Source organism: Caballeronia sordidicola, assembly GCF_001544455.2.
Lineage (GTDB): Bacteria > Pseudomonadota > Gammaproteobacteria > Burkholderiales > Burkholderiaceae > Caballeronia > Caballeronia sordidicola.
This window is the reverse complement of the sequence record NZ_FCOC02000024.1, coordinates 1-22,020: the sequence shown is the minus strand read 5'-3', so window position 1 is coordinate 22,020 and position 22,020 is coordinate 1. Positions and strand designations below refer to the sequence as shown.

The following is a 22,020-nucleotide window of genomic DNA, read 5'->3' as shown; positions in this document are numbered from 1 at the left end:
GCTGCTACAGCGATTCGACGGATCAAGCGCCTTCAGTCAGCGCCCGGATAGTCGGCAGGTTGCGCCAATATCCCTTAGCGTCCATGCCGCAGCCGAATACATAGCGGTCCGGTACTTCGAAGCCGCAAAAGTCCGGACGCAGCGGCTTCGCTTTACTGATGAGCTTCTCGCAAAGCACCGCCGAGAGGAATTTCTTTGCGCCCATTGCCATGATCCGATCGCGGATGGCGGCCATGGTTTCGCCTTCATCCAAAATATCGTCGAGCACGAGCACCACGCGATCCTTCACCGACTCCGCCGGCGCCACGCGCCATTCCATCTTGTCGCCGCCCTTGGTCGTGTTGCGATAGCGGGTCAAATGGATGTAGTCGAACTCGAGCGGGAAATCGAGGTGCGGCAGCAACATGCCGGTGAACACCGCAGCGCCGCCCATGACGGACAGCACGAGCGGGAACTCCTCGCCGACGCTCGCGCCAATGGCGGTCGCCATGTTGACGATGGACGCAGTCACGTCTTGCGCCGAAACGATCTCTTCGGAGTGGCTGAAAATATGGAATGCTTCTTCGCGATTCATAGGGCAGGCGGCGAGGGCGTAAAGCTAAAGTAGAGGAGACGGGCGCCAACGTGCGCGCCACGACATGATAAACCCGCGTTCCTCGATGAAACCCGGGCCAGTCGAATCAAAGCTGCCAGGGGCACAAAAAAGGACAAAAACTCAGCGCATGCCCGGCATCATGCCTTTCATGCCGCGCATCATTTTCTGCAGATTGCCGCCCTTGAGCTTTTTCATCATGCCGCGCATTTGCTCGTATTGATTCAGCATGCGGTTGACTTCCTGCACCTGCACGCCGGCGCCCGCGGCAATGCGGCGCTTGCGCTGCGCCTTGATGAGATCGGGCTTGGCGCGCTCCGCGAGCGTCATGGAATTGATGATCCCTTCCATGCGGCGCATCTGCTTTTCCGCGATACCCATGTTCGCGCCCGCCGCGGCCTGCTGGAACTGGGCTGGCAGCTTGTCCATAAGCGACGACAGTCCGCCCATGTTCTTCATCTGCGCGAGTTGCGCGCGGAAGTCGTTCAGGTCGAAATCGCCGCCTTTCTTGACCTTGTCAGCGAGTTTTTGCGCGGCTGCGCTGTCTACGCCTTTTTGCGCTTCCTCGACGAGCGCCAGAATGTCGCCCATGCCGAGAATCCGGTTCGCCATGCGATCCGGGTGGAACACTTCCAGGCCGTCCAGCTTTTCGGCCACGCCCACGAACTTGATCGGCTTGCCGGTCACGTGGCGCACTGAAAGCGCCGCGCCGCCGCGCGAGTCGCCGTCGAGCTTGGTGAGGACCACGCCGGTGAGCGGCAGGGCGTCGCTGAACGCCTTGGCCGTGTTCACGGCGTCCTGCCCCAGCATGGCGTCGACCACGAAGAGGGTTTCAGACGGCTTCAGAAGGCCGTGAAGCTCGGCGATTTCCTTCATCATCGCTTCGTCGATACCGAGCCGGCCGGCCGTATCGACGATCAGCACATCGTGGAAATGGCGTTTTGCCCAGTCCACCGCCGCCCGCGCGATGTCAGCCGGCTTCTGGTCAGGCTCCGACGGAAAAAAATCCGCGCCGACTTGTTCCGTCACCGTTTTCAACTGCGCGATTGCGGCCGGCCGATACACGTCGACAGATACGGTCAGCACTTTTTTCTTGTGCTTTTCGCGCAGCAGCTTGGCGAGCTTGCCGGTGGTCGTGGTCTTGCCCGCACCTTGCAGGCCGGCCATGAGTATGATTGCGGGTGGCGTGACGGCGAGATTCAGCTCGACCGCCTTGCCCTCGTAATCCCCGCCGATGATCGCCGTCAGTTCGCGCTGCACCACGCCGACCAGCGCCTGGCCTGGCGACAGGCTGGAAATCACCTCTTCGCCAAGCGCCTTTTCCTTCACCTTGGCGATGAATTCGCGCACGACCGGCAGCGCGACGTCGGCCTCGAGCAGCGCCAGGCGCACTTCGCGCAGCATTTCCTGCGTGTTAGCCTCGGTGAGCCGGGCTTCGCCGCGCAGCGTCTTGACGACGCGCGCCATCCGTGTAGTGAGTGTGTCGAGCATGGGGCGTGTGAAAGTGCGGCCGGTGAATATAGGTAAACGGTAGCGGCGTCCTGACTGCCCTTGCTGCGACTTACTGGCAGGAGGGGGAAGACGTCGCGGCTTCAGGGCCTGGTGTAAACTTCAAACATGGATATTGTACTGTATGCCCTCACTGCGCTTCTCTACGGCGGACTTGCCGTAGCGGGTTGGCGCGCGCATCGCCACACGGCCGTCGAACCGGCGTTTGTGGGCGTGCCCGCGGGCGCTCATCTTGCCGCAGGCATGGAAAGCGGGCGGGCATCGAAGGCGTCGGGCATGAGTTCCATGGGGCGCGTGCTGCTCGGCGTTGCGTTGCTCCTGCACGGCGTCTTGCTGCACACCACCATCTTTCCGCAGAACGCCATGGTGTTCGGCTTTGCGTTCGCGCTTTCCGCCATGTTCTGGCTCGGTGCGGGCATTTACTGGATCGAAAGTTTCTTCTTCCCGCTCGATGGATTGCGGCTGCTCGTGCTGCCGCTTGCGTGCGTGGCGTCGGTGATGCCGCTGATCTTCGGCGGCGTGCGCGTGTTGTCCTATTCGGCCGCGCCCATGTTCAAGCTGCACTTCCTGATCGCCAACATTGCGTACGGGTTGTTTGCCATTGCGGCGCTTCACGCCATTCTCATGTTGATGGTCGAAAGGCGTTTGCAGAACATGCGCGGCACGGCGACGCGGCATACGTCGAATAGCTGGGTGTCGAGCTGGCTCGATACATTGCCGCCCTTGCTCACGCTCGAAAAATTATTGTTCCGGCTGATTTCGGCGGGGTTCGTGCTGTTGACGCTCACGCTGATCTCGGGCGTAGCGTTCAACGAACAACTCGTCGACAAAGCGTTCAAGCTTGACCACAAGACGGTGTTCGCCATTCTTTCATGGCTGATGTTTGGCGCTTTGCTGACCGCGCGCCGGGTGTCCGGCTGGCGCGGCCGCGCGGCGTTGCGCTGGGTGCTCGCTTCGTTTCTGGCGTTGCTGCTGGCCTATGTGGGCAGCCGCTTTGTGTTCGAAGTGCTGCTGCATCGCGCGGTCGTCTGACGCGTCTACTTCGCCTCTACTATTAGTAAGATCATGCGCCAACTCCTTCTGCTGATTTTTGTATTCTTCGCGAGCCAGTGGCTTTTCAAGAAGCTCAAGCGCGCCCAGGCCGCCGCAGGAAATGCTCACGCCGGCGCGGGCACCGCGCGCACGTCCCGCGGTCCCGCGGCTTCTGGCGCGCCGCAACTTCCCGATCCGCTCGTGCGTTGCGCCGAGTGCGGCGTGCATACGCCGAGCAGTGAAGCGATCATCGCGGCGGGCCATCGCTTTTGTTCCGTGGATCACGCGCAACGCCACGCCGCTCGGCCGACTGGCCGCGACGCACGATGAGCGAAGCGGGTTCCATCGGCGGCGATGGGTGGTATTCGTCGGCGCATCGCTTGCCGTCGCCGAATTTTGAAGCACGGCCCGGTGGTATCGAACCGACGTTGATTGTCATTCACAACATCAGCCTGCCGCCCGACGAATTCGGCGGCGGCGCGATCACCGAGTTCTTCCAGAATCGTCTCGATCACAGCGCGCACCCCTATTACGACCGATTGCGCGGCATGCGCGTGTCGTCGCATTTCGTGATTCGACGCGATGGCGCGGTCGAGCAATACGTGTCGTGCAACGAGCGCGCATGGCACGCCGGCCTGTCGAGCTTTTTCGGCCGTGAACGATGCAATGATTTTTCGGTGGGCATCGAACTGGAAGGCAGCGACTCGAGCGCGTTCGAGGCGGCGCAGTATGCGTCGCTCAACGACGTGGTTCGCGCGACCATGCAGCGTTATCCGATCGATGCATTGGCCGGCCATTCGGATATCGCTCCGGACCGCAAGACCGATCCCGGTCCGCACTTCGAATGGTTGCGCCTGCAAAACGGTTGTGAACTTCCGCTTCAGTATTTTCCCTATCTCGCCAAAGCGTAGGCCGCGCACGTCCGCGGCCATTCGACGCTTGACATTCACGTCCTCCAATTTTGCGCTGCAACGCGTTCGCCTCTCTTCTGCTCGCGATCCCTTGTCCGACTTTGGCATTCGAAAAGTCAACCCCGGTTAGTGAAATCCTCAGCAAATAAAAGTTTTTGAGACTGTGCGGAATGTCACTATACTTGGTGCTCAGAGACGGAAATCGCACTATATGTTGTGTTATCAAGGCGGCGCCCCGCTCATAGAGCCGGCGCCGTACGCTTGTCCGGCCATAGAACAAAACGCCGCATAAGCGACTGATTCGCCGCGTGAAATCCGCCGGCGAGTCGGGTTGAAACACCCGGGGCAGATAGGCGTAGCGAGTGAAGTTGCCATCGTGATCGAACGGATCGCAGCGGCAATTTCCCGGCTGACCATTTTCAAATTTCATCGTCGTGCGCGGTCGGCAAGAGCGGTATCCGGCAACAGGAAACTCGCCAAGCGCGTGCGGCACGCATTTCAATCCGCGGACGTTCCGCACCATCGAACACCAGGAGATTTGCACATGCAAACCACCGACAACGCCACGATTTCCCACGAAGGCGCTTACCAGCGGCCCACCGGCGCACAGGCTCAGCAGCCGGGCGCGAGTTCGCTCGCGCCGGACGCCACGCTGGCCGACTACAAGGTCATTCGCCGTAACGGGACCGTGGTGTCGTTCGAGCCGTCGAAGATTTCCATCGCCGTGACGAAGGCGTTTCTTGCCGTGAACGGCGGTCAGGGCGCGGGGTCGGCGCGAGTGCGCGAGCTTGTCGAACAACTGACGCAGAGCGTGGTCCGTGCATTGGTGCGCAGCCGCCCGAACGGCGGTACGTTCCATATCGAAGATATCCAGGATCAGGTCGAACTCGCGTTGATGCGCGGCGGCGAGCACAACGTGGCGCGCGCCTACGTGCTGTATCGTGAAAAGCGTGCTCAGGAACGCGCTCACGCGCCGGAAACGCGTGCGAACGCGCTCGGCATCAACGTGATCGACAACGGCGTGTCGCATCCGCTGGACCTCGACGCATTGAAGGCGCGTATCAACGAAGCATGCGTGAACCTCGGCAGCGAAGTGAATGCGGACCCGATCGTCGCAGAAACAGTGAAAAACCTGTACGACGGCGTGCCGATGGCGCAAGTCTACGACTCGGCCATTCTCGCCGCGCGCACCATGATCGAAAAGGACCCGGCGTACAGCCAGGTCACCGCGCGCATCCTGCTGCACACCATCCGCCGCGAAATCCTGGAAGAAGATGTCTCGCAAGGCGAGATGGCCACGCGCTACGCCGAATACTTTCCGCTGTTCATCAAGCAAGGCGTGGAAGCGGAATTGCTCGACGAAAAGCTCCAGCAGTACGACCTGAAGCGCCTGGGCGCCGCACTCGACGCCAACCGCGACCTGCAATTCGGCTATCTGGGCCTGCAGACGCTGTATGACCGCTACTTCCTGCACAACGAAAACAAGCGCATCGAACTGCCGCAGGCGTTTTTCATGCGCGTGGCGATGGGCCTCGCGCTGAATGAGATCGACCGCGAGGCGCGCGCTATCGAGTTCTACAACGTGTTGTCGAGCTTCGACTTCATGTCGTCCACGCCGACGCTGTTCAACTCCGGTACGCGCCGTTCGCAATTGTCATCGTGCTATCTGACGACTGTTGCCGACGACCTCGACGGTATCTACGAAGCACTGAAGGAAAACGCGCTGCTCTCGAAGTTCGCGGGCGGCCTGGGCAACGACTGGACGCGCGTGCGTGCGCTCGGTTCGCATATCAAGGGCACGAACGGCAAGTCGCAAGGCGTGGTGCCGTTCCTCAAAGTGGTGAACGACACGGCGGTCGCCGTGAACCAGGGCGGCAAGCGCAAGGGCGCGGTGTGCGCGTACCTGGAAACGTGGCATCTGGATATCGAAGAATTCCTGGAACTGCGCAAGAACACGGGCGATGACCGTCGCCGCACGCACGACATGAACACGGCGAACTGGATTCCCGACCTGTTCATGAAGCGCGTTCACGAAGGCGGCGACTGGACGCTGTTCTCGCCGGCCAACACGCCGGACCTGCACGACCTGTTCGGCGCAGCGTTCGAAAAAGCCTACGTGGCGTATGAAGAAAAAGCGGCGCGCGGCGAACTGAAACTGTTCAAGAAGGTTCCGGCTGCCCAACTGTGGCGCAAGATGCTCGGCATGCTGTTCGAGACGGGTCATCCGTGGATCACGTTCAAGGATCCTTGCAACATCCGTTCGCCGCAGCAGCATATTGGCGTGGTGCATTCGTCGAACCTGTGCACGGAAATCACGCTGAATACCAGCGACACGGAAATCGCCGTGTGCAACCTCGGCTCGGTGAACCTCGTCGCGCACATGAAGAAGCAGGCCGACGGCACGCTGGCGCTCGATCACGAAAAGCTGAAGCGCACCGTCAGCGTGGCCATGCGCATGCTCGATAACGTCGTGGACATCAATTACTACGCCGTCGCCAAGGCACGCAATTCGAACCTGAAGCATCGTCCGGTCGGCATGGGCATCATGGGCTTCCAGGACTGCCTGCACTTGCTGCGCACGCCGTATGCGTCGAAAGAAGCGGTCGAATTCGCCGATACCTCCATGGAAGCGGTCTGCTACTACGCATACTACGCATCGACGGAACTGGCCGAAGAACGCGGTCGTTACTCGAGCTATCGCGGCTCGTTGTGGGATCGTGGCATCCTTCCGCAAGATTCGCTGAAGCTGCTGGCGGCCGAGCGCGGCGGCTACGTGGAAGTGGACGAGAGCGCGTCCATGGACTGGACCGGACTGCGTTCGCGGATTGCAACGTACGGCATGCGCAACTCGAATTGCGTGGCAATCGCGCCCACGGCGACGATCTCGAACATCATCGGCGTGTCGGCCTGTATTGAACCGACGTTCCAGAACCTGTACGTGAAGTCGAACCTGTCGGGTGAATTCACGGTCGTGAACGAGTACCTGGTGCGCGATCTGAAGGAACGCGGGCTGTGGGACGAAGTCATGGTCTCCGACCTGAAGTACTTCGACGGCACGCTTTCGCGCATCGACCGTGTTCCGGCCGATCTGCGGGCGATCTACGCCACTGCGTTCGAACTGGACGCGACCTGGGTGGTGGAAGCGGCGTCGCGCCGCCAGAAGTGGATCGACCAGGCGCAGTCGCTGAACATCTACATGGCGGGCGCGTCGGGCAAGAAGCTGGACGAGGTGTACAAGCTTGCGTGGCTGCGCGGCCTGAAGACCACGTACTACCTCCGCACAATGGCCGCCACGCACGTCGAGAAGTCGACGGTCGCTCACGGTCAGTTGAACTCGGTGCCTTCCGGCAACTCGGACAATGGCGCCGGCGGTGCCGGTGGTAATTCCGGCGCGAACGGCAGCGGCTTCGGCACGCAGGGTTCGCACGGTTCGTCGACGGGTGGTTTCAATGCAGCAGCGGTCGCGGCGCCGGCGGTGGCAGCGGCTGAACAGGAAGCCGACGGCCCGGTTTGCATGATGCGCCCGGGCGACGCCGGGTTCGACGAATGCGAGGCTTGCCAGTAAGAGGAGCCCAGCGGCGGGTGTAAGTTACTCGCCGCCAGAGCCAAAGGCCGGTACGAAGCGGTTGTTCTTCTTAAGCAGGAAGGGCGGCCGGATTCGATACCGGCCTTTTCCTTTTGTCTTTTTGCATCTGTATTTATTTAGCGCGAGGATAGCTGCGGTGTTTGAAACGCAAAGCAGCGCCGCTTACCCTCGCGTGCCTCTCGATATCTCATGCCCGGCATCGCGCGAAAGCCGTGCGGTAATGGGAATCGAAAGAAACGAAAACATCCCGACGACCAAAAACGCTGGCCAGAAATCCGACCAGACCATTTGCGGATGGCCCTGTAGATCGTGTGAAATCTGCAGCGCGATCCCGCCAACCGTCACGCCCAGTCCCAGCGAAACCTGCTGGATAAAACTGCCGAGACTCGTCGCGCGGCCAACATCGCGGCTTTCGATCTCGGCGTAGGTCAGCGAATTGAGGCTCGTGAATTGCAGCGCGGGGAAAAATCCGCCAAGCAGCACGACCGCCCAGATGAGCCACGTCGGCGTGCCGGGATAAAACATGCCGCACGCGGCGATCGCAATGCCCGACAGCGCCGCGTTCACCATCAGCGTCTGCCGGAAACCGAAGCGGTGCAGCACGCGCGAGGCGAGCGAGCGCATGAACATGCCGCCGACCGCCGACGCGCACGTGATCGCGCCGGACTTGAACGCGCTCATGCCGAGTCCTTCCTGCATTGCGAGCGGCAGCAGGAAAGGCACTGCGCCAAGGCCGATGCGAAACAGCGAGCCGCCCGCCACGCTCGCCTGGAACGTGGGAACACGCAGGAAGCTGAGATCGAGCAGCGGCAGCTTGATGCGCCGCGAGTGCAGGAAATACAACACGAGGAAAAATACGCCGCCCAGCGCCATGCCCGCCGCGACGCGATCCGTGACCAGTTCGCCGCCAATCAACGAAAGCCCGAGCAGGAAAAGCGTGCCGCCCATCGCCGATAAAAAGAAGCCCAGCCAGTCGAGCGGCCCCGGATGCGCCTCGCGCACATTCGCGATGTATTTGTTGGTCAGGTAGATCCCGGCAATGCCGATCGGGATGTTGATAAAGAAAATCAGGCGCCAGTGCAGATACGTGGTGATGAAACCGCCGAGCAGCGGACCGACGGCGGGTCCGAACATCGCGGGGACCGACAGGTAGTTCATCGCGCGGATGAATTCGGAGCGGCGCACCGAGCGGAAGATGATGATCCGCCCGACCGGCACCATCATCGCGCCGCCGACGCCTTGCACGAAGCGCGCGAGCGTGAAGGGAATCAGCGAAGTCGACGCCGCGCACAAGATAGAACCGGCAACAAAGATGCCGATGGCGAGACGGAAGATGGTGCGTGCGCCGAAGCGGTCGGCGACCCAGCCGCAGATTGGAATGAACACGCCGAGCCCGAGCACGTAACTCGTGACGGCGATCTTTAGCGTTACAGGATCGCGGCCGAAGGCTCTGGCCATTTCGGGGATCGCGGTGACGATGACATTGGCATCGACGCTTTCCATGAACATCGCACACGCGACAATGAGAGGGGCAACGAAAGCTTTGATGGCTAGCGACATGGAGAACGGAAGGGGTCTCTTCGCGGTGGGAAGCCTGGACGGGAAGTGCGATTATGCATCGATATGATGGCGGCAGCATTGCGAACTGCGGTGCTCGATCCCGCCAAGCGCGGTGAAAACACAAGGAGCAAGGCGATGGACCCCGAAGATTTGCAGCGTCTCGTCACGCAAAAGATGCCTTACGGAAAGTACAAGGACCGCTTGCTTGCCGACTTGCCGGGTCACTATCTTGCGTGGTTTTCGCGTGAGGGTTTTCCTGCAGGCCAGCTTGGCCGGCTGCTCGCGCTGATGCACGAAATCGATCACAACAACCTGCGCGAACTGCTTGTGCCGCTGCGTGACAAACGGGAGTGAGCGTGATGCTGGCGAAGGGTTTGCGGCATGAATCAGCGGTGCGAATGCCCGCTTGCGTATCGGTCCCGCTTGTACTATAGGTAGTCGGTAAGACTGGCTGACACCCAAGATTTTGTGTTTTTATCCTTTGCGACGAAAGCATCGGGTGCTACACTTTCATCATGGAAACACGGCGCGGCATGACACAAACCGCGCCGTGTTTCCACAGCAAAACAGGCGGAGATCGAAGGCGCTGAAGCCGCGCTCGAATGATCCGGAAACACGCCGCACACGATCAGTTTCAAAGCTTGGCTTGCGTGCATTGCGAGGATCGACTTAACTGATCTGAATGCATCGCGCATCGCAGGAACCGGTAGTTGATTCACACGCTTCAGCACGCAGACGACCCAGGATTTCATCGAAGGCGACCGAAGTCCACCGCAATGAAAGTCACTGGACGTCACGCTTCAAAGACACACGCAAGGTGATTTGCAATGACGTGCTCACGCTTTGAAGCAACGCTCTGAAGCGCACGAAACTGCAGAGCAAGCGCACTGCTTTGAACGTGCTCAGCAAGACATCGCACTAAGCTTCAGGCATTGAGCTCAATGCAAAGTGTTGTATGCAAGTAGCAGCGTCAACATGAAAACAGGATTTTTATGAGCAAGCTCTTTTATCGCTCATGGAAAGATGGTACAAACCGATCTAAATTGATGGTGAGAATTTATGCTCAACTGGGATGACGAGACCACGGCCGTAACTCCCTCGAACGGTTCGCAACACAACACGTTGCGCAACCCGGCAGGTCAGGTTGCCGGCGTCAGTCAGGCATCGCGTGCGGCGGCTCCGGGTGCTGCACATGCTGCCGGTCATGGCGTTCTTCAAACTGCCCATCAAACGTCAGCGGCACAGAATATTTTTGCGAGCGACTTCGTTGCTCCCGCAGCACCGAGCGCCGGCGACATCGCGGCTGCGAGCGAAGCGCGGGTGAATGTGGCGGACAAGCGCATCATCAACGGCAAGACCGACGTGAACCAGTTGGTGCCGTTCAAGTACAAGTGGGCGTGGGAAAAGTATCTGGCGGGTTGTGCAAACCACTGGATGCCGCAGGAAGTGAACATGTCGCGCGACATCGCGTTGTGGAAAGATCCGAACGGTCTGTCCGACGACGAGCGCCGCATCGTGAAGCGCAACCTCGGTTTCTTCGTGACGGCGGACTCGCTGGCGGCGAACAACATCGTGCTCGGCACGTATCGCCACATCACCGCGCCCGAGTGCCGCCAGTTCCTGCTGCGCCAGGCGTTCGAGGAAGCAATCCACACGCACGCGTATCAGTACATTGTCGAATCGCTGGGTCTGGACGAGAGCGAAATCTTCAACGCGTATCACGAGGTGGACTCGATTCGCGCGAAGGACGAGTTCCTGATTCCGTTCATCAACACGCTGACTGATCCGGCATTCAAAACGGGCACGCTCGAAGCGGACCAGAAATTGCTGAAGTCGTTGATCGTGTTTGCCTGCGTGATGGAAGGGCTCTTCTTCTACGTCGGCTTTACGCAGATTCTGGCGCTGGGTCGCCAGAACAAGATGACGGGCGCGGCAGAGCAGTATCAATACATCCTGCGCGACGAGTCGATGCACTGCAATTTCGGCATCGACCTGATCAACCAGATCAAGCTTGAAGAGCCGCAACTTTGGACGCAGGAATTCCGCGCGGAGATCCGCGAGATTTTCCAGCAGGCCGTTGAACTCGAATACCGGTACGCGGAAGACACGATGCCGCGCGGCGTGCTCGGTCTGAATGCATCCATGTTCAAGAGCTATTTGCGCTTCATCTGTAACCGTCGATGCCAGCAGATCGGCCTCGACACGCTGTTCCCGAACGAGGAAAACCCGTTCCCGTGGATGAGCGAGATGATCGACTTGAAGAAGGAACGCAACTTCTTCGAGACACGCGTGATCGAGTATCAAACTGGCGGCGCGCTGACCTGGGAATAACCGGGAAAGCGAATCATCGCTGGACTGCGGCAGTGGACGCATTGCCGCGACGAATGAGATGCAGTCCAGGCGCCGATTACGGCGCCGAGTAGACGGGTGAATAGCAAACCGGTGTTCTTGCGCGCGAAACGCGATTGCGCGCGCACCGGCCCAACAGGTTTAGGAGAACGGTCGCCTGATGCAAAGTGCGCCTTGTGGCTTGACAGCCCATATAGATGACAGGCGTTTTGCGGACCCTTCAGTGGGACGGGCAAACTTCCCCCCGAAATATGCCGTCGGCAGTGCCGACGGCCCGATCAAGCGATTGCCGGCGCCGCTTCAGGGTGCTGACTTAATTTGGCGCGCGGTGCCTGATGGCACCGCGCGCCTTGCCGTATTCATTAGCGTAAGCAGGCTCCATCAGCGTACGCCGATGAATAATCCGCTTCGCAGCGTGCGTCGTGAGAAGCCCACGCGGGAAGCGGGTTTTGACGAAGGGTGTTGTTTGAACTGACTCTCATCTTGAAACCTGAAGGAGAAAATGATGGCATTAGCCAAGAAATCCGTCGCAAAGAAAGCCGCAGCAAAACCCGCTGTCAAGAAGACGGCTGCCAAGAAGGCAACGGCAGCCAAGAAGGCCCCCGCAGCCAAAAAAGTAGCCGCGAAGAAAGTTGCAGCCAAGAAAGTCGCAGTGAAGAAGGTCGCGGCCAAGAAGGTTGCAGCGAAGAAGGTTGCCGCCAAGAAGGCGCCTGCGAAGAAAGTTGCAGCCAAGAAAGTCGCAGTGAAGAAGGTTGCAGCGAAGAAAGCGCCGGCGAAGAAGGCTGCTGCCAAGAAGGCGCCGGCCAAGAAGGCTGCCGCTAAGAAGGCGCCTGCCAAGAAAGCGCCTGCGAAGAAAGCCGCTGCCAAAAAGGCGCCTGCTAAAAAGGCTGCTGCCAAGAAGGCGCCTGCCAAAAAGGCTGCCGCCAAGAAGGCTGCGCCCGCCAAGAAGGCTGCCCCTGCTGCGAAGAAGGCCGCGCCTGCGAAGAAAGCTGCCGCTCCTGCTTCTGCCGCAGCGCCCGCTGCAGCACCGGCTCCGGTTGCCAAGAAGGCTCCGGCCAAGAAGGCTGCCGCTGCGAAGAAGACGACTGCTGTAGCACCGGCAACGACGGCAACGACCCCCGCAGCGCCGGCTCCGGCTGCAACGGTCAAGACGGCGTTGAACCCGGCGGCTGCATGGCCGTTCCCGACGGGCAGCCGTCCGTAAGCGCAGGTGTAACGCAGTACCTCGACACACACGGTGTGTCTCGTGGCCGTGTAATGCTACGCGGTCCAAACCCGCTGCCGGTTCATATCGGCGGCGGGTTTTTTATGAGCGCAGCAAGAGGACGAAAAAAACGCATGGACCTGAATGGAACCCATGCGTTTTCTTTTGCAGCGCCGGCACGATGTGTTTCATCGTGCCGATACATCCAGAGTTCAGTGCGTCACACGCGTCACGCCACCACTGGATAACAAGCGGACACGCTCGCCCGCGCGGAATACTTCGCCCGTTGCCGTTTGCGTGATCGCGCGCATGTCGCCGTTATCCAGGCGGACCGTGATCTCCAGGCCGTTCTGCGACGCCACGCCGTTTTCAACCGCATTGCCCGCCACGGCACCCGCAATACCGCCAACAATACCCGTCAGGATGGAGCCGCGTCCGCCACCGAGCGCACTGCCGGCTACCGCACCGAGTGCACCGCCGCCGATAGCGCCAAGCCCGCTCGGCTGGCCGTTGTTCGAGCTGATCTTCACGCCGCGTACGCTGTCGACTGTTCCCATGCGGACGGTTTCTTCACGTTGCGCCTGCGACGCGGTGTACACGTCTGGCGAGCTGCTGTTATAAGCGCATCCCGTCATGGCGACGGTGCTTATCAGCGCTGCTGCCAGCGCCATTCGACTTGTCATGTTCATTTCCTGCTCCTACTCATTTACCGCCGGCTGCCGCGTGCGGCTGGCAGCCGGCTACATCGTGTCATTGCTGAAGCAGCGTGCGGCCTGCTTCATTTCGCCTTCGTTACCTGTGATGCCAAACCGTATTACTTCAAGAACTTCAAGATCTCAGAGCGCCGACCCAAATGCCGACTGAAAACGCTCGGCAATCTCAGCGCGCGTGGGCGCGTAAGTTTGCGGTCCTTGGTGTTCGATCTTGAGCGCACCCATCAGGCTTGCGAGACGTCCGGTCTTCGCCCAGCCCAGCTTGTTCTCGATGCCGTGAAGCAAACCGCCGCGGAATGCGTCGCCGCAACCGGTTGGATCGACAATTTTTTGCGCCTTCACCGCCGGAATTTCTTCGATACCGCTAGCGTGCAAAATCTGCGCGCCGTGCTCGCCGCGTGTGATGATCAGTGCGTCCACGCGGCTCAGAATTTCATCGATCGACCAGCCGGTCTTGTTGCTCAACAATTTCGCCTCGTAATCGTTGACCGCCACGTAAGTGGCAAGTTCAATCATGCGACAAAGCTCTACACCTTCAAGAATCGGCAGGCCCTGGCCTGGATCGAACACGAACGGAATGCCCGCGGCCGCCAGTTCCTCGACATGCTGGCGCATGCCGTCGGCGCCATCGGGTGCGACGATTCCGAGCGTGATTCCCCGGGCTTCTCCGGCGTGATTCAAATGCGAATCCATCATCGCGCCCGGATGGAAGGCGGTGATCTGGTTGTTCGCCAGGTCGGTGGTGATGAAGCATTGCGCCGAGTGCTGGCCGGGCAGGACGCGTACGTACTCGCGCGACAAACCAAGTGCATCGAAACGATCGAGATAAAGCTGCGCGTCGGCTTCACCGAGCGTTGCCATGATCTTTGCGTCGCCGCCGAGCAACTGCAGCGCGTAGGCAATGTTGCCTGCGCAGCCGCCGAAGTTGCGCCGCATCGTGGGGACGAGGAAGCTGATATTGAGCTGATGAACCTGGTCCGGCAGGATGTGGTCGCCGAAGCGGCCCTGGAACGTCATGATGTTGTCGTAGGCGAGCGAGCCGCAGATGAGCGTAGACACTGGCAAGATCCCTGAAAATGATGGGTAAAAGCACGCGCGGTTGGCGTTTCCTGAGCACCGTGCATGCCCGGTTAATGGCGCTGCGCATTCGTCGCGTCGCGCAGTGTTCGACGCCACGAATGCACGTGCTGCGGACTTCTGACTAATAGAACACTGGGTGCTTGCCCGGTAAACGGGACACGCCGCAGATTTATTCATCGCCGGCGAACGATGCACACGTTCCGCCGGCGTCCTGCAATTTCTACTGCTTACTTCAACGCTGCGAGCGCCGCATCGTAATTCGGCTCGTTTTTGATTTCCGGCACGAGCTCGGAATAAAGCACCTTGTCGTTTTCATCGATAACCACGACCGCGCGCGCCGTCAGGCCGGTCAGTGGACCGCTCGTTACATCGACGCCGTATGCCTTGGCGAAATCATGGCCGCGGAAAGTTGACGCCGTCACCACGTTCTCGATGCCTTCCGTCGTGCAAAAACGCGTCGCCGCAAATGGCAGGTCGCCCGAAACGACCACGACGACGGTGTTGTCGAGGCCGGCCGCGGCAACATTGAATTTGCGCGTGGAGGTGGCGCACGTGGGGGTATCGAGGCTCGGCACAATGTTCAGCACCTTGCGCTTGCCGCTGAAGCTCGCCAGCGTCAGGTTGCCGAGATCCTTGCCGACCAGCGTGAAATCGGCTGCTTTTGCGCCGGCGGTCGGGAACGTGCCGGCGACTTCGATCGGCTTGCCGCCGAGGGTAACTTGGCTCATGTCTACTCCAGAATGGGTCTGATGCTCAGGGATTGAGCGCGTCGTCCGGCCTGAACGGTCGGGCGGCGCGCACGGAGACAACGACTAAATAAGAGTGAAAAATGAACGCGGGCGATGCCGCGTCACGGATAAAAGATCTGCACACGATAATTCGCCGCGACGGCATCGCCGGTATCGAGCCGGACAATGACCTGTTGCGTACTGCGCGCTGCGAGGCCGATGCCAATCTGGGTGCCCGGGCGCGCATAGTCCTGCGGCCAGAGCACGCGGCGGATCGCGACGTTGTTCTTGTCGTCGAGCAGCGTGAGTTCCAGCGCCGGATATGCGATGGCGAGATCGAAGCGATTGCGCAGCGACAGTTTCAGTTCGAGTTTGTGCGATCCATCCACCTGGCGCAGACCTGAATTCTCGATCTGCAATCCATCGATATCGCGCGGCGGCGCAACCACGCAGCCAATCTGCTCGCACGCCTGCGCGAACACCGGCTGCGACGCCGGCCAATACACCATGACGGTTTCGCGCTGCCACCACGCGACTTGCGCGGCGAGCGCGACCAGCAGCACGAGCGCGATCAATGAGCCGATGATTTTCCACACCATCCCCGAGCGCGCGGCCGGACGTGTTTCGCGGATCACGGGGAAGGGTTCAGCGGGAGGAGGGACGGCCGACGCCGGACGGCCGAAACGCGGTTCGGGATCGGTATCGGCGAAGGGATCAGCACGGCGATCGGCCGTGCCCCAGGCTGCAGATGGAGGCTCGGCGTGCCGTGGCGCCGGCCCTTCCGGTTCCGCGCGCGGCGCTGTCCGGCCAACGAACGGTTCGGTACGCGGCTCTTGCCGTGCATCGTTTTCTGGGCGACCGATAAACGGGTCGGCGCGCCTTTGCGATTCGGAGTCAACGCGGCCAATGGATGGGTCGTTGCGCGACGCGGCGCCTGCTTCGGCTTGCGCTCGCGGACGGCTGACCGCGTGCCACGGCGATTCGGCGCCGCCATCGCCGGGGAAGTCACTTGCTTCGCGCGCGCGGGACGACGTTTGCGCTTGCGTCGACGCCAATCCGGCAAACGGCTCTTCCTGCGGGACGACGTGCTTCGGATGGACGCCCGCTCCAGCGTCCGCCTGCGGGGCGAGCGCGGTATCGGGAATGAACGGGTGCAGCGGAATGCCGAGCGCCTCATTCCTGCCACCGGCAACTTCCGCGCTCGATTTTTCCGCCCATGGACTCGCCGGGTCTGCGCCGTAGTTCGGCGTGGCGGCGGCGCGCGCGGTCACGGCGATTGCGTCGCGGTCGAACTGGTAATGCGCGGCATCGAAAATTTCCTGGCAATGTCCGCAGCGCACGCGGCCGTCGTGCGGCGCGAGCAGATGCGGGTCAAGGCGGAAAACCGTATCGCAGTGGGGACAGCGTGTAGCCAGCGCCATGGTTAGCCGAAGGCCAGAGGCCGGTAGATGGACGATGGCGCTATTCTAAAGGCTTTCGCGGCGGGTACCGGCAAGACATACCCATCCTTCATGTTCACGCCACACGCTGATGTCGATCCAGCGCGCGTACACGGCGGCAACTTCGTCGGCCTGACGCGCAAGAATGCCCGACAACGCAATGCGTCCGCCCGGTTTCACGCGTGAAGAAAGCATGGAAGCCATGAGCTTCAGCGGATTTGACAGGATGTTGGCGACCACAATGTCGAACTGTCCTTCGGGCAGGTCGGCGGGCAGACCATAGGTCACTTCCGCGTGATTGCGTTCGCTGTTCTGGCGCGCGGATTCGACGGCTTGCGGGTCAATGTCTATACCGATCACCGGATTTGCGCCGCATTTCCTCGCAAGAATGGCGAGGATGCCGGAACCGCAACCATAGTCGAGCACGGACTGGTTTTCGAAAACCGATTGCTCGATCCACTCCATGCAAAGCCGCGTGGTCGGATGGCTTCCCGTGCCGAACGCCAGGCCGGGGTCCAGTTCGAGTACGAGCGCGTCCGGATCGGGCGCGGCATGCCACGACGGCACGACCCAGATCCGCTTGCCAATGGGAATCGGGTCGAACTGGGATTGCGTGAGACGTACCCAGTCCTGATCCTCCACATCGCGCAACGTGAACGCCGGAATGACCGGGAGGCCGATTTCGTTGGCGGCGGCCGCGAGCAGCACGGCGGGGTCGGTATCGTCGGCGCCGTTGCCAAGAAGCGCAACCACGCGCGAGCGCTTCCACGCCTTCTGGTCCGGCGTGAGGCCGGGCTCGCCGAACAGGGGCTGCTCATCGGGGGTATCGGCGTCGGCGTCTTCCACCGATACCGACAGTGCGCCCAGTTCCAGCAACGCATCCGACAACGCTTCCGCGTGTTCCCGGTCCAGCTCGGCGATCAATTCCCGGTAGCTCATCTCTTGCTGCCTTGACTTTATGCTGCGTCTTCCGCGGCGACGGCGGCAGCCGCCTTGCGCGCGGCGAGCTTGTTTTCGAGGTAATGAATGCTCGTGCCGCCTTCGACGAACTTCGCGTCGATCATCATCTCGCGATGCAGCGGGATGTTGGTCGAGATGCCTTCCACGACCATTTCCGACAACGCAATGCGCATGCGGTTGATCGCCTGCTCGCGCGTCGCGCCGTAGGAAATCAGCTTGCCGATCATGGAATCATAATTAGGCGGAACGAAATAGCCGTTGTACACGTGCGAGTCGACGCGAATTCCCGGACCACCCGGCGCATGCCACGACGTAAGCCGTCCCGGCGACGGCGTGAACTTGAACGGATCTTCCGCGTTGATCCGGCATTCGATCGCGTGGCCGCGAAACTGAATGTCCTTCTGGCGGAACGCGAGCTTTTCGCCGGCGGCAATGCGAATCTGTTCCTGCACGATATCCACGCCCGTGATCAGTTCCGTTACCGGATGCTCGACCTGCACGCGCGTGTTCATTTCGATGAAATAGAACTCGTTGTTCTCATACAGGAACTCGAACGTGCCCGCGCCGAGATAGCCCATCTTCTTGCAGGCGTCGGCGCAGCGATCGCCGATCCGGTCGATCAACCGGCGCGCAATGCCCGGCGCCGGCGCTTCTTCAATCACCTTCTGATGACGCCGTTGCATGGAACAATCGCGCTCGCCGAGCCAGATCGCGTTACGGAACGAATCGGCGAGAATCTGGATTTCGATATGCCGCGGATTCTCCAGGAATTTTTCCATGTAGACCTGCGGGTTACCGAATGCGCGACCGGCTTCCTCGCGGGTCATGTTCACCGCGTTCACCAGCGCCGCTTCCGTGTGCACCACGCGCATGCCGCGCCCGCCGCCGCCGCCCGCCGCCTTGATGATCACCGGATAACCGATCGAGCGGGCAATCTTCACGATTTCCTTCGGATCGTCCGGCAATGCGCCTTCCGAACCCGGCACGCACGGCACGCCGGTCTTGATCATGGTCTGCTTGGCGGAGACCTTGTCGCCCATCAGGCGGATCGTTTCCGGACGCGGTCCAATGAACGTGAAGCCCGACTGTTCCACGCGCTCCGCGAAATCCGCGTTCTCCGAGAGGAAACCGTAGCCGGGATGAATGGCTTCGGCGTCGGTGACTTCGGCTGCGCTGATCAGCGCGGGCATGTTGAGGTAACTGAGATTGGACGGAGCCGGTCCGATACACACGGCTTCGTCGGCCAATTTCACGTACTTGGCTTCCTTATCGGCTTCCGAATAGACGATAACCGTCTTGACGCCGAGTTCGCGGCACGCGCGCTGGATTCGCAGCGCGATTTCGCCACGGTTCGCAATGAGGATTTTTTCAAACATAGCAAGGTTTCGACTCATCGATGGATCGCCGGGACTCGCGTCCGTGGCGCTCCTGGGAGATCGGCGGCGCGTCTCGCCTGATGTCTGTATGAGAGACGTGGCGAGCGCCCGGGCGCTGCGCTTCACCGGGCGCGCGAGACATATGCGGCGGCTTCCGGTGAGACATGGAAAATCAGTCGCCGATCACGAATAGCGGCTGACCGTACTCGACGGCCTGACCGTTCTCGACCAGGATTTCCCTGACCACGCCCGACTTGTCCGATTCGATTTCATTGAGCAGCTTCATGGCTTCAATGATGCAAAGCGTCTGCCCTTCCTTGACCGTGTCGCCCACCTGGACGAACGCGTCGGCGCCCGGCGATGGCGCGCGGTAGAAAGAACCGACCATGGGCGAAGTGACCACGTGACCTTGCTGCACGACGGGAGCCGGCGTGGCAGGCGCGCCTGCCGCAGCGCCGCCGCCGTTGCCTGCGTCGGGCTGGCTGTATTGCGGCGCCTGGCCGCCCATCTGGCCTTGCGGCATATATTGCGGGGCCTGCATGTAGACCGGCGCGGCATTCTTGACGATGCGAACCTTGCCTTCGCCCTCGGTCACTTCGAGTTCCGAGATACCGGATTCCGAGACGAGGTCGATCAGCGTTTTGAGTTTACGAAGGTCCATCGAAAATTCCCCTTTCAATGCTTGGTGACCGGAAGCGTTTTCCGGTGCTTGACTTGGTTTTTGGGTGCCGCTGACGGGCGCGTCATCTGATGTTGCAGATGCTGGCTCCTCGTCACCGTGTGCGGGCGGTTCTGATCCTGCTAGCGGGTCGCGGCTCAAGCGCGCGTCTTCAAGGCGATGCGCTCGAGTGCGAAGTCGAGCGCATACAGATAGCCTTTCCATCCGAGGCCGCAAATCACAGCCTCGGCCAGATCGGAGAAGTAAGAGTGATGCCGGAAAGCTTCCCGCTTATGGACGTTTGACAGATGAATCTCGACGAACGGCAGCGCCACGCCTGCGAGCGCATCGCGAATCGCGACGCTGGTGTGGGTGTAGGCAGCCGGATTGATCAGCACGAAGTCGACTTGTTCGGTCCGCGCCTGCTGAATGCGGTCGACTATCGCGCCTTCGTGATTGCTCTGGAACGACGACAATTCCGCGCCCGCTTCCTTGGCCTTTTCTGCCAGCGCCTGATCGATCTGCGCGAGCGTGACACGGCCGTAGACATCCGGCTCGCGGGTGCCAAGCAGATTTAGATTCGGGCCGTGAAGCACCAGCAGTCGGGACATAGGGGTTTGGTTTATGCGGAGTTGGGCGCACTTTAGCGCCCTTTAGAGAATTTTGTCTAGTTTTACAACGTCGCACGGCTACCCGACTCAGGGCTGGCGCATGAGTATGCGGACATTTTGCACACATTTTCGGGCAAAGTGCGCCGAATTGCCTCTATCTTCCCGGGAATCGTTTCGATTTGTACCTGATTAAGCGCGCGGTTTACAGGCTGTCCAGCGTCGCTTTCAGCTCTTTGGGATCGACTTCGCCGAGTTTGGTCGACCGGATCACGCCTTTCGCATCGATTACAACTGTGAACGGAAGCGCACCCGCATTGTTGCCAAAACTGCGCGCGAGGTCTGCGCCGCCGAAGCCGGCAATATAGATAGGGTAATCAACAGGCACTTTTTGAAGGAATGCGTTCACATTCTTTTCGGAGTCCACGCCGAGCCCGATAAACGTGATGCCTTTCTTTTCGTATTCCCGGTGCAGCGCCGCGAGATCGGGCATTTCCTTCACGCAGGGGCCGCACCATGACGCCCAGAAATTCACCACCACGGGTTTGCCTTTGAACGACGCCAGGCTTTGCTGCGTGCCGGCGGCCATTTGCAGTTGCTGTTTCCAGAGTTCGTCGACGGCATTGCCTTTCGCGGGCGCCGTCATGGCGGCTTCGCTCGGGCTTCCGCCCATGATCAGGCGGCTTGCATAAAAGCCGCCGCCGGTCGCCGCGATGGCCACAATGAGGGCAGCAACAATGCGCGTGGGTTTCATAATGATGTGGCGGGTGTGGAAGGGGGTTCGTCCAGCAGCGCCTGCACTGCCGCGGCGTTTGCGCGGGCGAGTTTGCCGCGGCCGTCGGCGCGTACGGCGCCGCGCAGGTCGTTTGTATCGTAGAGCGCGATGTGCAGGCCCATCGGGTCTTCGTCGCGGGACGGGCGGGTGAGGAAGCTCAGCGTTTCCACATAACCGCGGCCGGCGAAGTGGCGCGTCTCGGAGACATCGTATTGAATGTTCGCGTTCAGCAGATAGATGGCGACTTCCTTCGGGTTATCGCAGAAACATTGCAGGTGGATGTCCGAGTGTTCGCCTGCAGTGCCGTTCAGTACCGCGCCGGTGACGTATGGATTGAAAGATTTCAGGCGATGCATCCATTCGAGGGCGACTTCGCGCATGCGGCGCAGGACGGCGGGCTGGCTTTCGCTTTGAAAGATCGCCTGATATTCACGGATTTCTTCTTCGATCTGCGTGTTATCAGGGAGCCATTCGCCCGCGACGCGCGTTTCGCCGATTACCTGGCGAGCAGCCTTGCGCTTGGCGGTGGAATAGTCGAGGCCATCTTCTGCGATCATTCTCGCCGCCGCAATGGCGATTTCCTCGCGGACGCGATGTGGGTCGAAATGAGGTTTGCGAATCATTCTGGGATGATACCGGAAGGGGCCGGCGCTGGCGCTTTGGACGGAGGGTGGGGTGGGGGGGCCTGCTTTTTGCGCCTGCGCGCGGTCCCTGTTTGTTGGTCCTCTTTAGCACTGTTAGCCACTGTCCGTGGCGGGACTTCATTTCTTTTTCCAACGGCGAAAAAGAAACGAAGCAAAGAAAACGCCTTCCAACCGCTAATTCTTAAGTGTCCCAAGCGTGCACGCACATCTGCTTGGGACTTCAAAAGAACGCCCAACGCATAACCCCACACAGTTGAACCCCTCCCGCTCCGTTCACGCCTACCCACACGCTTCGC

At 60.6% G+C, this 22,020-nt stretch carries 22 protein-coding genes; 8 read left to right on the top strand and 14 right to left on the bottom strand.

Features of this window, described 5'->3' with window-relative positions; genetic code table 11:
• Nucleotides 1-22: 22 nt before the first annotated feature.
• Nucleotides 23-574, bottom strand: a complete 552-nt coding sequence (locus tag AWB64_RS26280) for a hypoxanthine-guanine phosphoribosyltransferase (protein WP_060858347.1) — start codon at nucleotides 572-574, stop codon at nucleotides 23-25.
• Between the two features lie 141 nt (nucleotides 575-715).
• Nucleotides 716-2,083, bottom strand: coding sequence for a signal recognition particle protein (gene ffh, locus AWB64_RS26275; protein WP_060858346.1), 1,368 nt, complete (start codon nucleotides 2,081-2,083; stop codon nucleotides 716-718).
• A gap of 126 nt (nucleotides 2,084-2,209) precedes the next feature.
• Here ffh and AWB64_RS26270 point away from each other — a divergent pair, with 126 nt between their 5' ends.
• The 4 genes from AWB64_RS26270 (at nucleotide 2,210) to AWB64_RS26255 (ending at nucleotide 7,609) form a co-directional block, all read left to right on the top strand.
• Nucleotides 2,210-3,133, top strand: coding sequence for a cytochrome C assembly family protein (locus AWB64_RS26270; RefSeq protein ID WP_060858345.1), 924 nt, complete (start codon nucleotides 2,210-2,212; stop codon nucleotides 3,131-3,133).
• A 33-nt stretch (nucleotides 3,134-3,166) separates the two neighbouring features.
• Entirely contained in the window at nucleotides 3,167-3,463 is a 297-nt protein-coding gene (locus AWB64_RS26265) for a PP0621 family protein (protein WP_060858344.1), read from the top strand.
• Nucleotides 3,460-4,044, top strand: a complete 585-nt coding sequence (ampD, locus tag AWB64_RS26260) for a 1,6-anhydro-N-acetylmuramyl-L-alanine amidase AmpD (RefSeq protein WP_060858343.1) — start codon at nucleotides 3,460-3,462, stop codon at nucleotides 4,042-4,044. Before AWB64_RS26265 ends, ampD begins: the two co-directional genes overlap by 4 nt.
• 544 nt (nucleotides 4,045-4,588) lie before the next feature.
• A complete protein-coding gene (locus AWB64_RS26255; RefSeq protein ID WP_060858342.1) occupies nucleotides 4,589-7,609 on the top strand; it encodes a ribonucleoside-diphosphate reductase subunit alpha in 3,021 nt (1,006 codons plus the stop codon).
• A gap of 183 nt (nucleotides 7,610-7,792) precedes the next feature.
• Here the strand turns inward: AWB64_RS26255 and AWB64_RS26250 are convergent, their stop codons facing one another.
• Nucleotides 7,793-9,190 (bottom strand): MFS transporter, encoded by a 1,398-nt coding sequence (locus AWB64_RS26250; protein WP_060858341.1) that lies wholly within the window; start codon nucleotides 9,188-9,190, stop codon nucleotides 7,793-7,795.
• Nucleotides 9,191-9,325: 135 nt separating this feature from the next.
• Between AWB64_RS26250 and AWB64_RS26245 the strand changes: the two genes are divergently transcribed.
• Nucleotides 9,326-9,544: a DUF3820 family protein gene (locus tag AWB64_RS26245; protein ID WP_060858398.1), complete on the top strand. Its 219-nt coding sequence runs from the start codon at nucleotides 9,326-9,328 to the stop codon at nucleotides 9,542-9,544.
• A 74-nt stretch (nucleotides 9,545-9,618) separates the two neighbouring features.
• On the opposite strand, the gene AWB64_RS31745 is transcribed toward AWB64_RS26245, so the two are convergent.
• Nucleotides 9,619-9,942: a hypothetical protein gene (locus AWB64_RS31745; RefSeq protein WP_157766711.1), complete on the bottom strand. Its 324-nt coding sequence runs from the start codon at nucleotides 9,940-9,942 to the stop codon at nucleotides 9,619-9,621.
• 307 nt (nucleotides 9,943-10,249) lie between these two features.
• Between AWB64_RS31745 and AWB64_RS26240 the strand changes: the two genes are divergently transcribed.
• The 3 genes from AWB64_RS26240 (at nucleotide 10,250) to AWB64_RS26235 (ending at nucleotide 12,743) form a co-directional block, all read left to right on the top strand.
• Entirely contained in the window at nucleotides 10,250-11,521 is a 1,272-nt protein-coding gene (locus AWB64_RS26240; RefSeq protein ID WP_060858340.1) for a ribonucleotide-diphosphate reductase subunit beta, read from the top strand.
• A gap of 178 nt (nucleotides 11,522-11,699) precedes the next feature.
• On the top strand, nucleotides 11,700-12,014 hold the full coding sequence (locus AWB64_RS32400; protein WP_075643360.1) for a hypothetical protein: 315 nt from the start codon (nucleotides 11,700-11,702) through the stop codon (nucleotides 12,012-12,014).
• A gap of 30 nt (nucleotides 12,015-12,044) precedes the next feature.
• Complete coding sequence (locus tag AWB64_RS26235; protein WP_060858339.1) at nucleotides 12,045-12,743, top strand: histone H1-like repetitive region-containing protein; 699 nt, start codon at nucleotides 12,045-12,047, stop codon at nucleotides 12,741-12,743.
• A gap of 212 nt (nucleotides 12,744-12,955) precedes the next feature.
• Here AWB64_RS26235 and AWB64_RS26230 read toward each other — a convergent pair whose 3' ends face one another.
• From AWB64_RS26230 to AWB64_RS26185, 10 genes are all read right to left on the bottom strand, one after another.
• A complete protein-coding gene (locus AWB64_RS26230) occupies nucleotides 12,956-13,432 on the bottom strand; it encodes an outer membrane lipoprotein (RefSeq protein WP_060858338.1) in 477 nt (158 codons plus the stop codon).
• Nucleotides 13,433-13,579: 147 nt separating this feature from the next.
• Nucleotides 13,580-14,515, bottom strand: coding sequence for a carbohydrate kinase family protein (locus tag AWB64_RS26225; RefSeq protein ID WP_060858337.1), 936 nt, complete (start codon nucleotides 14,513-14,515; stop codon nucleotides 13,580-13,582).
• Nucleotides 14,516-14,763: 248 nt separating this feature from the next.
• Entirely contained in the window at nucleotides 14,764-15,264 is a 501-nt protein-coding gene (gene tpx / locus AWB64_RS26220; RefSeq protein WP_060858336.1) for a thiol peroxidase, read from the bottom strand.
• Nucleotides 15,265-15,386: 122 nt separating this feature from the next.
• A complete protein-coding gene (locus AWB64_RS26215) occupies nucleotides 15,387-16,685 on the bottom strand; it encodes a zinc-ribbon and DUF3426 domain-containing protein (RefSeq protein ID WP_060858335.1) in 1,299 nt (432 codons plus the stop codon).
• Between the two features lie 45 nt (nucleotides 16,686-16,730).
• Nucleotides 16,731-17,642 carry a 50S ribosomal protein L11 methyltransferase gene (prmA, locus tag AWB64_RS26210; RefSeq protein WP_060858334.1) on the bottom strand — a complete coding sequence of 304 codons (912 nt, stop codon included), beginning with the start codon at nucleotides 17,640-17,642 and terminating at the stop codon, nucleotides 16,731-16,733.
• Nucleotides 17,643-17,659: 17 nt separating this feature from the next.
• Nucleotides 17,660-19,039: an acetyl-CoA carboxylase biotin carboxylase subunit gene (gene accC, locus AWB64_RS26205; protein WP_060858333.1), complete on the bottom strand. Its 1,380-nt coding sequence runs from the start codon at nucleotides 19,037-19,039 to the stop codon at nucleotides 17,660-17,662.
• Between the two features lie 172 nt (nucleotides 19,040-19,211).
• The gene (gene accB / locus AWB64_RS26200; RefSeq protein WP_060858332.1) at nucleotides 19,212-19,700 is read right to left on the bottom strand and encodes an acetyl-CoA carboxylase biotin carboxyl carrier protein; all 489 of its coding nucleotides are present in this window, start codon (nucleotides 19,698-19,700) and stop codon (nucleotides 19,212-19,214) included.
• Nucleotides 19,701-19,855: 155 nt separating this feature from the next.
• Nucleotides 19,856-20,308 carry a type II 3-dehydroquinate dehydratase gene (gene aroQ, locus AWB64_RS26195; RefSeq protein ID WP_060858331.1) on the bottom strand — a complete coding sequence of 151 codons (453 nt, stop codon included), beginning with the start codon at nucleotides 20,306-20,308 and terminating at the stop codon, nucleotides 19,856-19,858.
• Between the two features lie 202 nt (nucleotides 20,309-20,510).
• Nucleotides 20,511-21,059 carry a TlpA family protein disulfide reductase gene (locus AWB64_RS26190; RefSeq protein ID WP_060858330.1) on the bottom strand — a complete coding sequence of 183 codons (549 nt, stop codon included), beginning with the start codon at nucleotides 21,057-21,059 and terminating at the stop codon, nucleotides 20,511-20,513.
• Complete coding sequence (locus AWB64_RS26185) at nucleotides 21,056-21,703, bottom strand: hypothetical protein (RefSeq protein ID WP_060858329.1); 648 nt, start codon at nucleotides 21,701-21,703, stop codon at nucleotides 21,056-21,058. The genes AWB64_RS26190 and AWB64_RS26185 overlap by 4 nt, the downstream gene beginning before the upstream one ends.
• Between the last annotated feature and the right edge of the window lie 317 nt (nucleotides 21,704-22,020).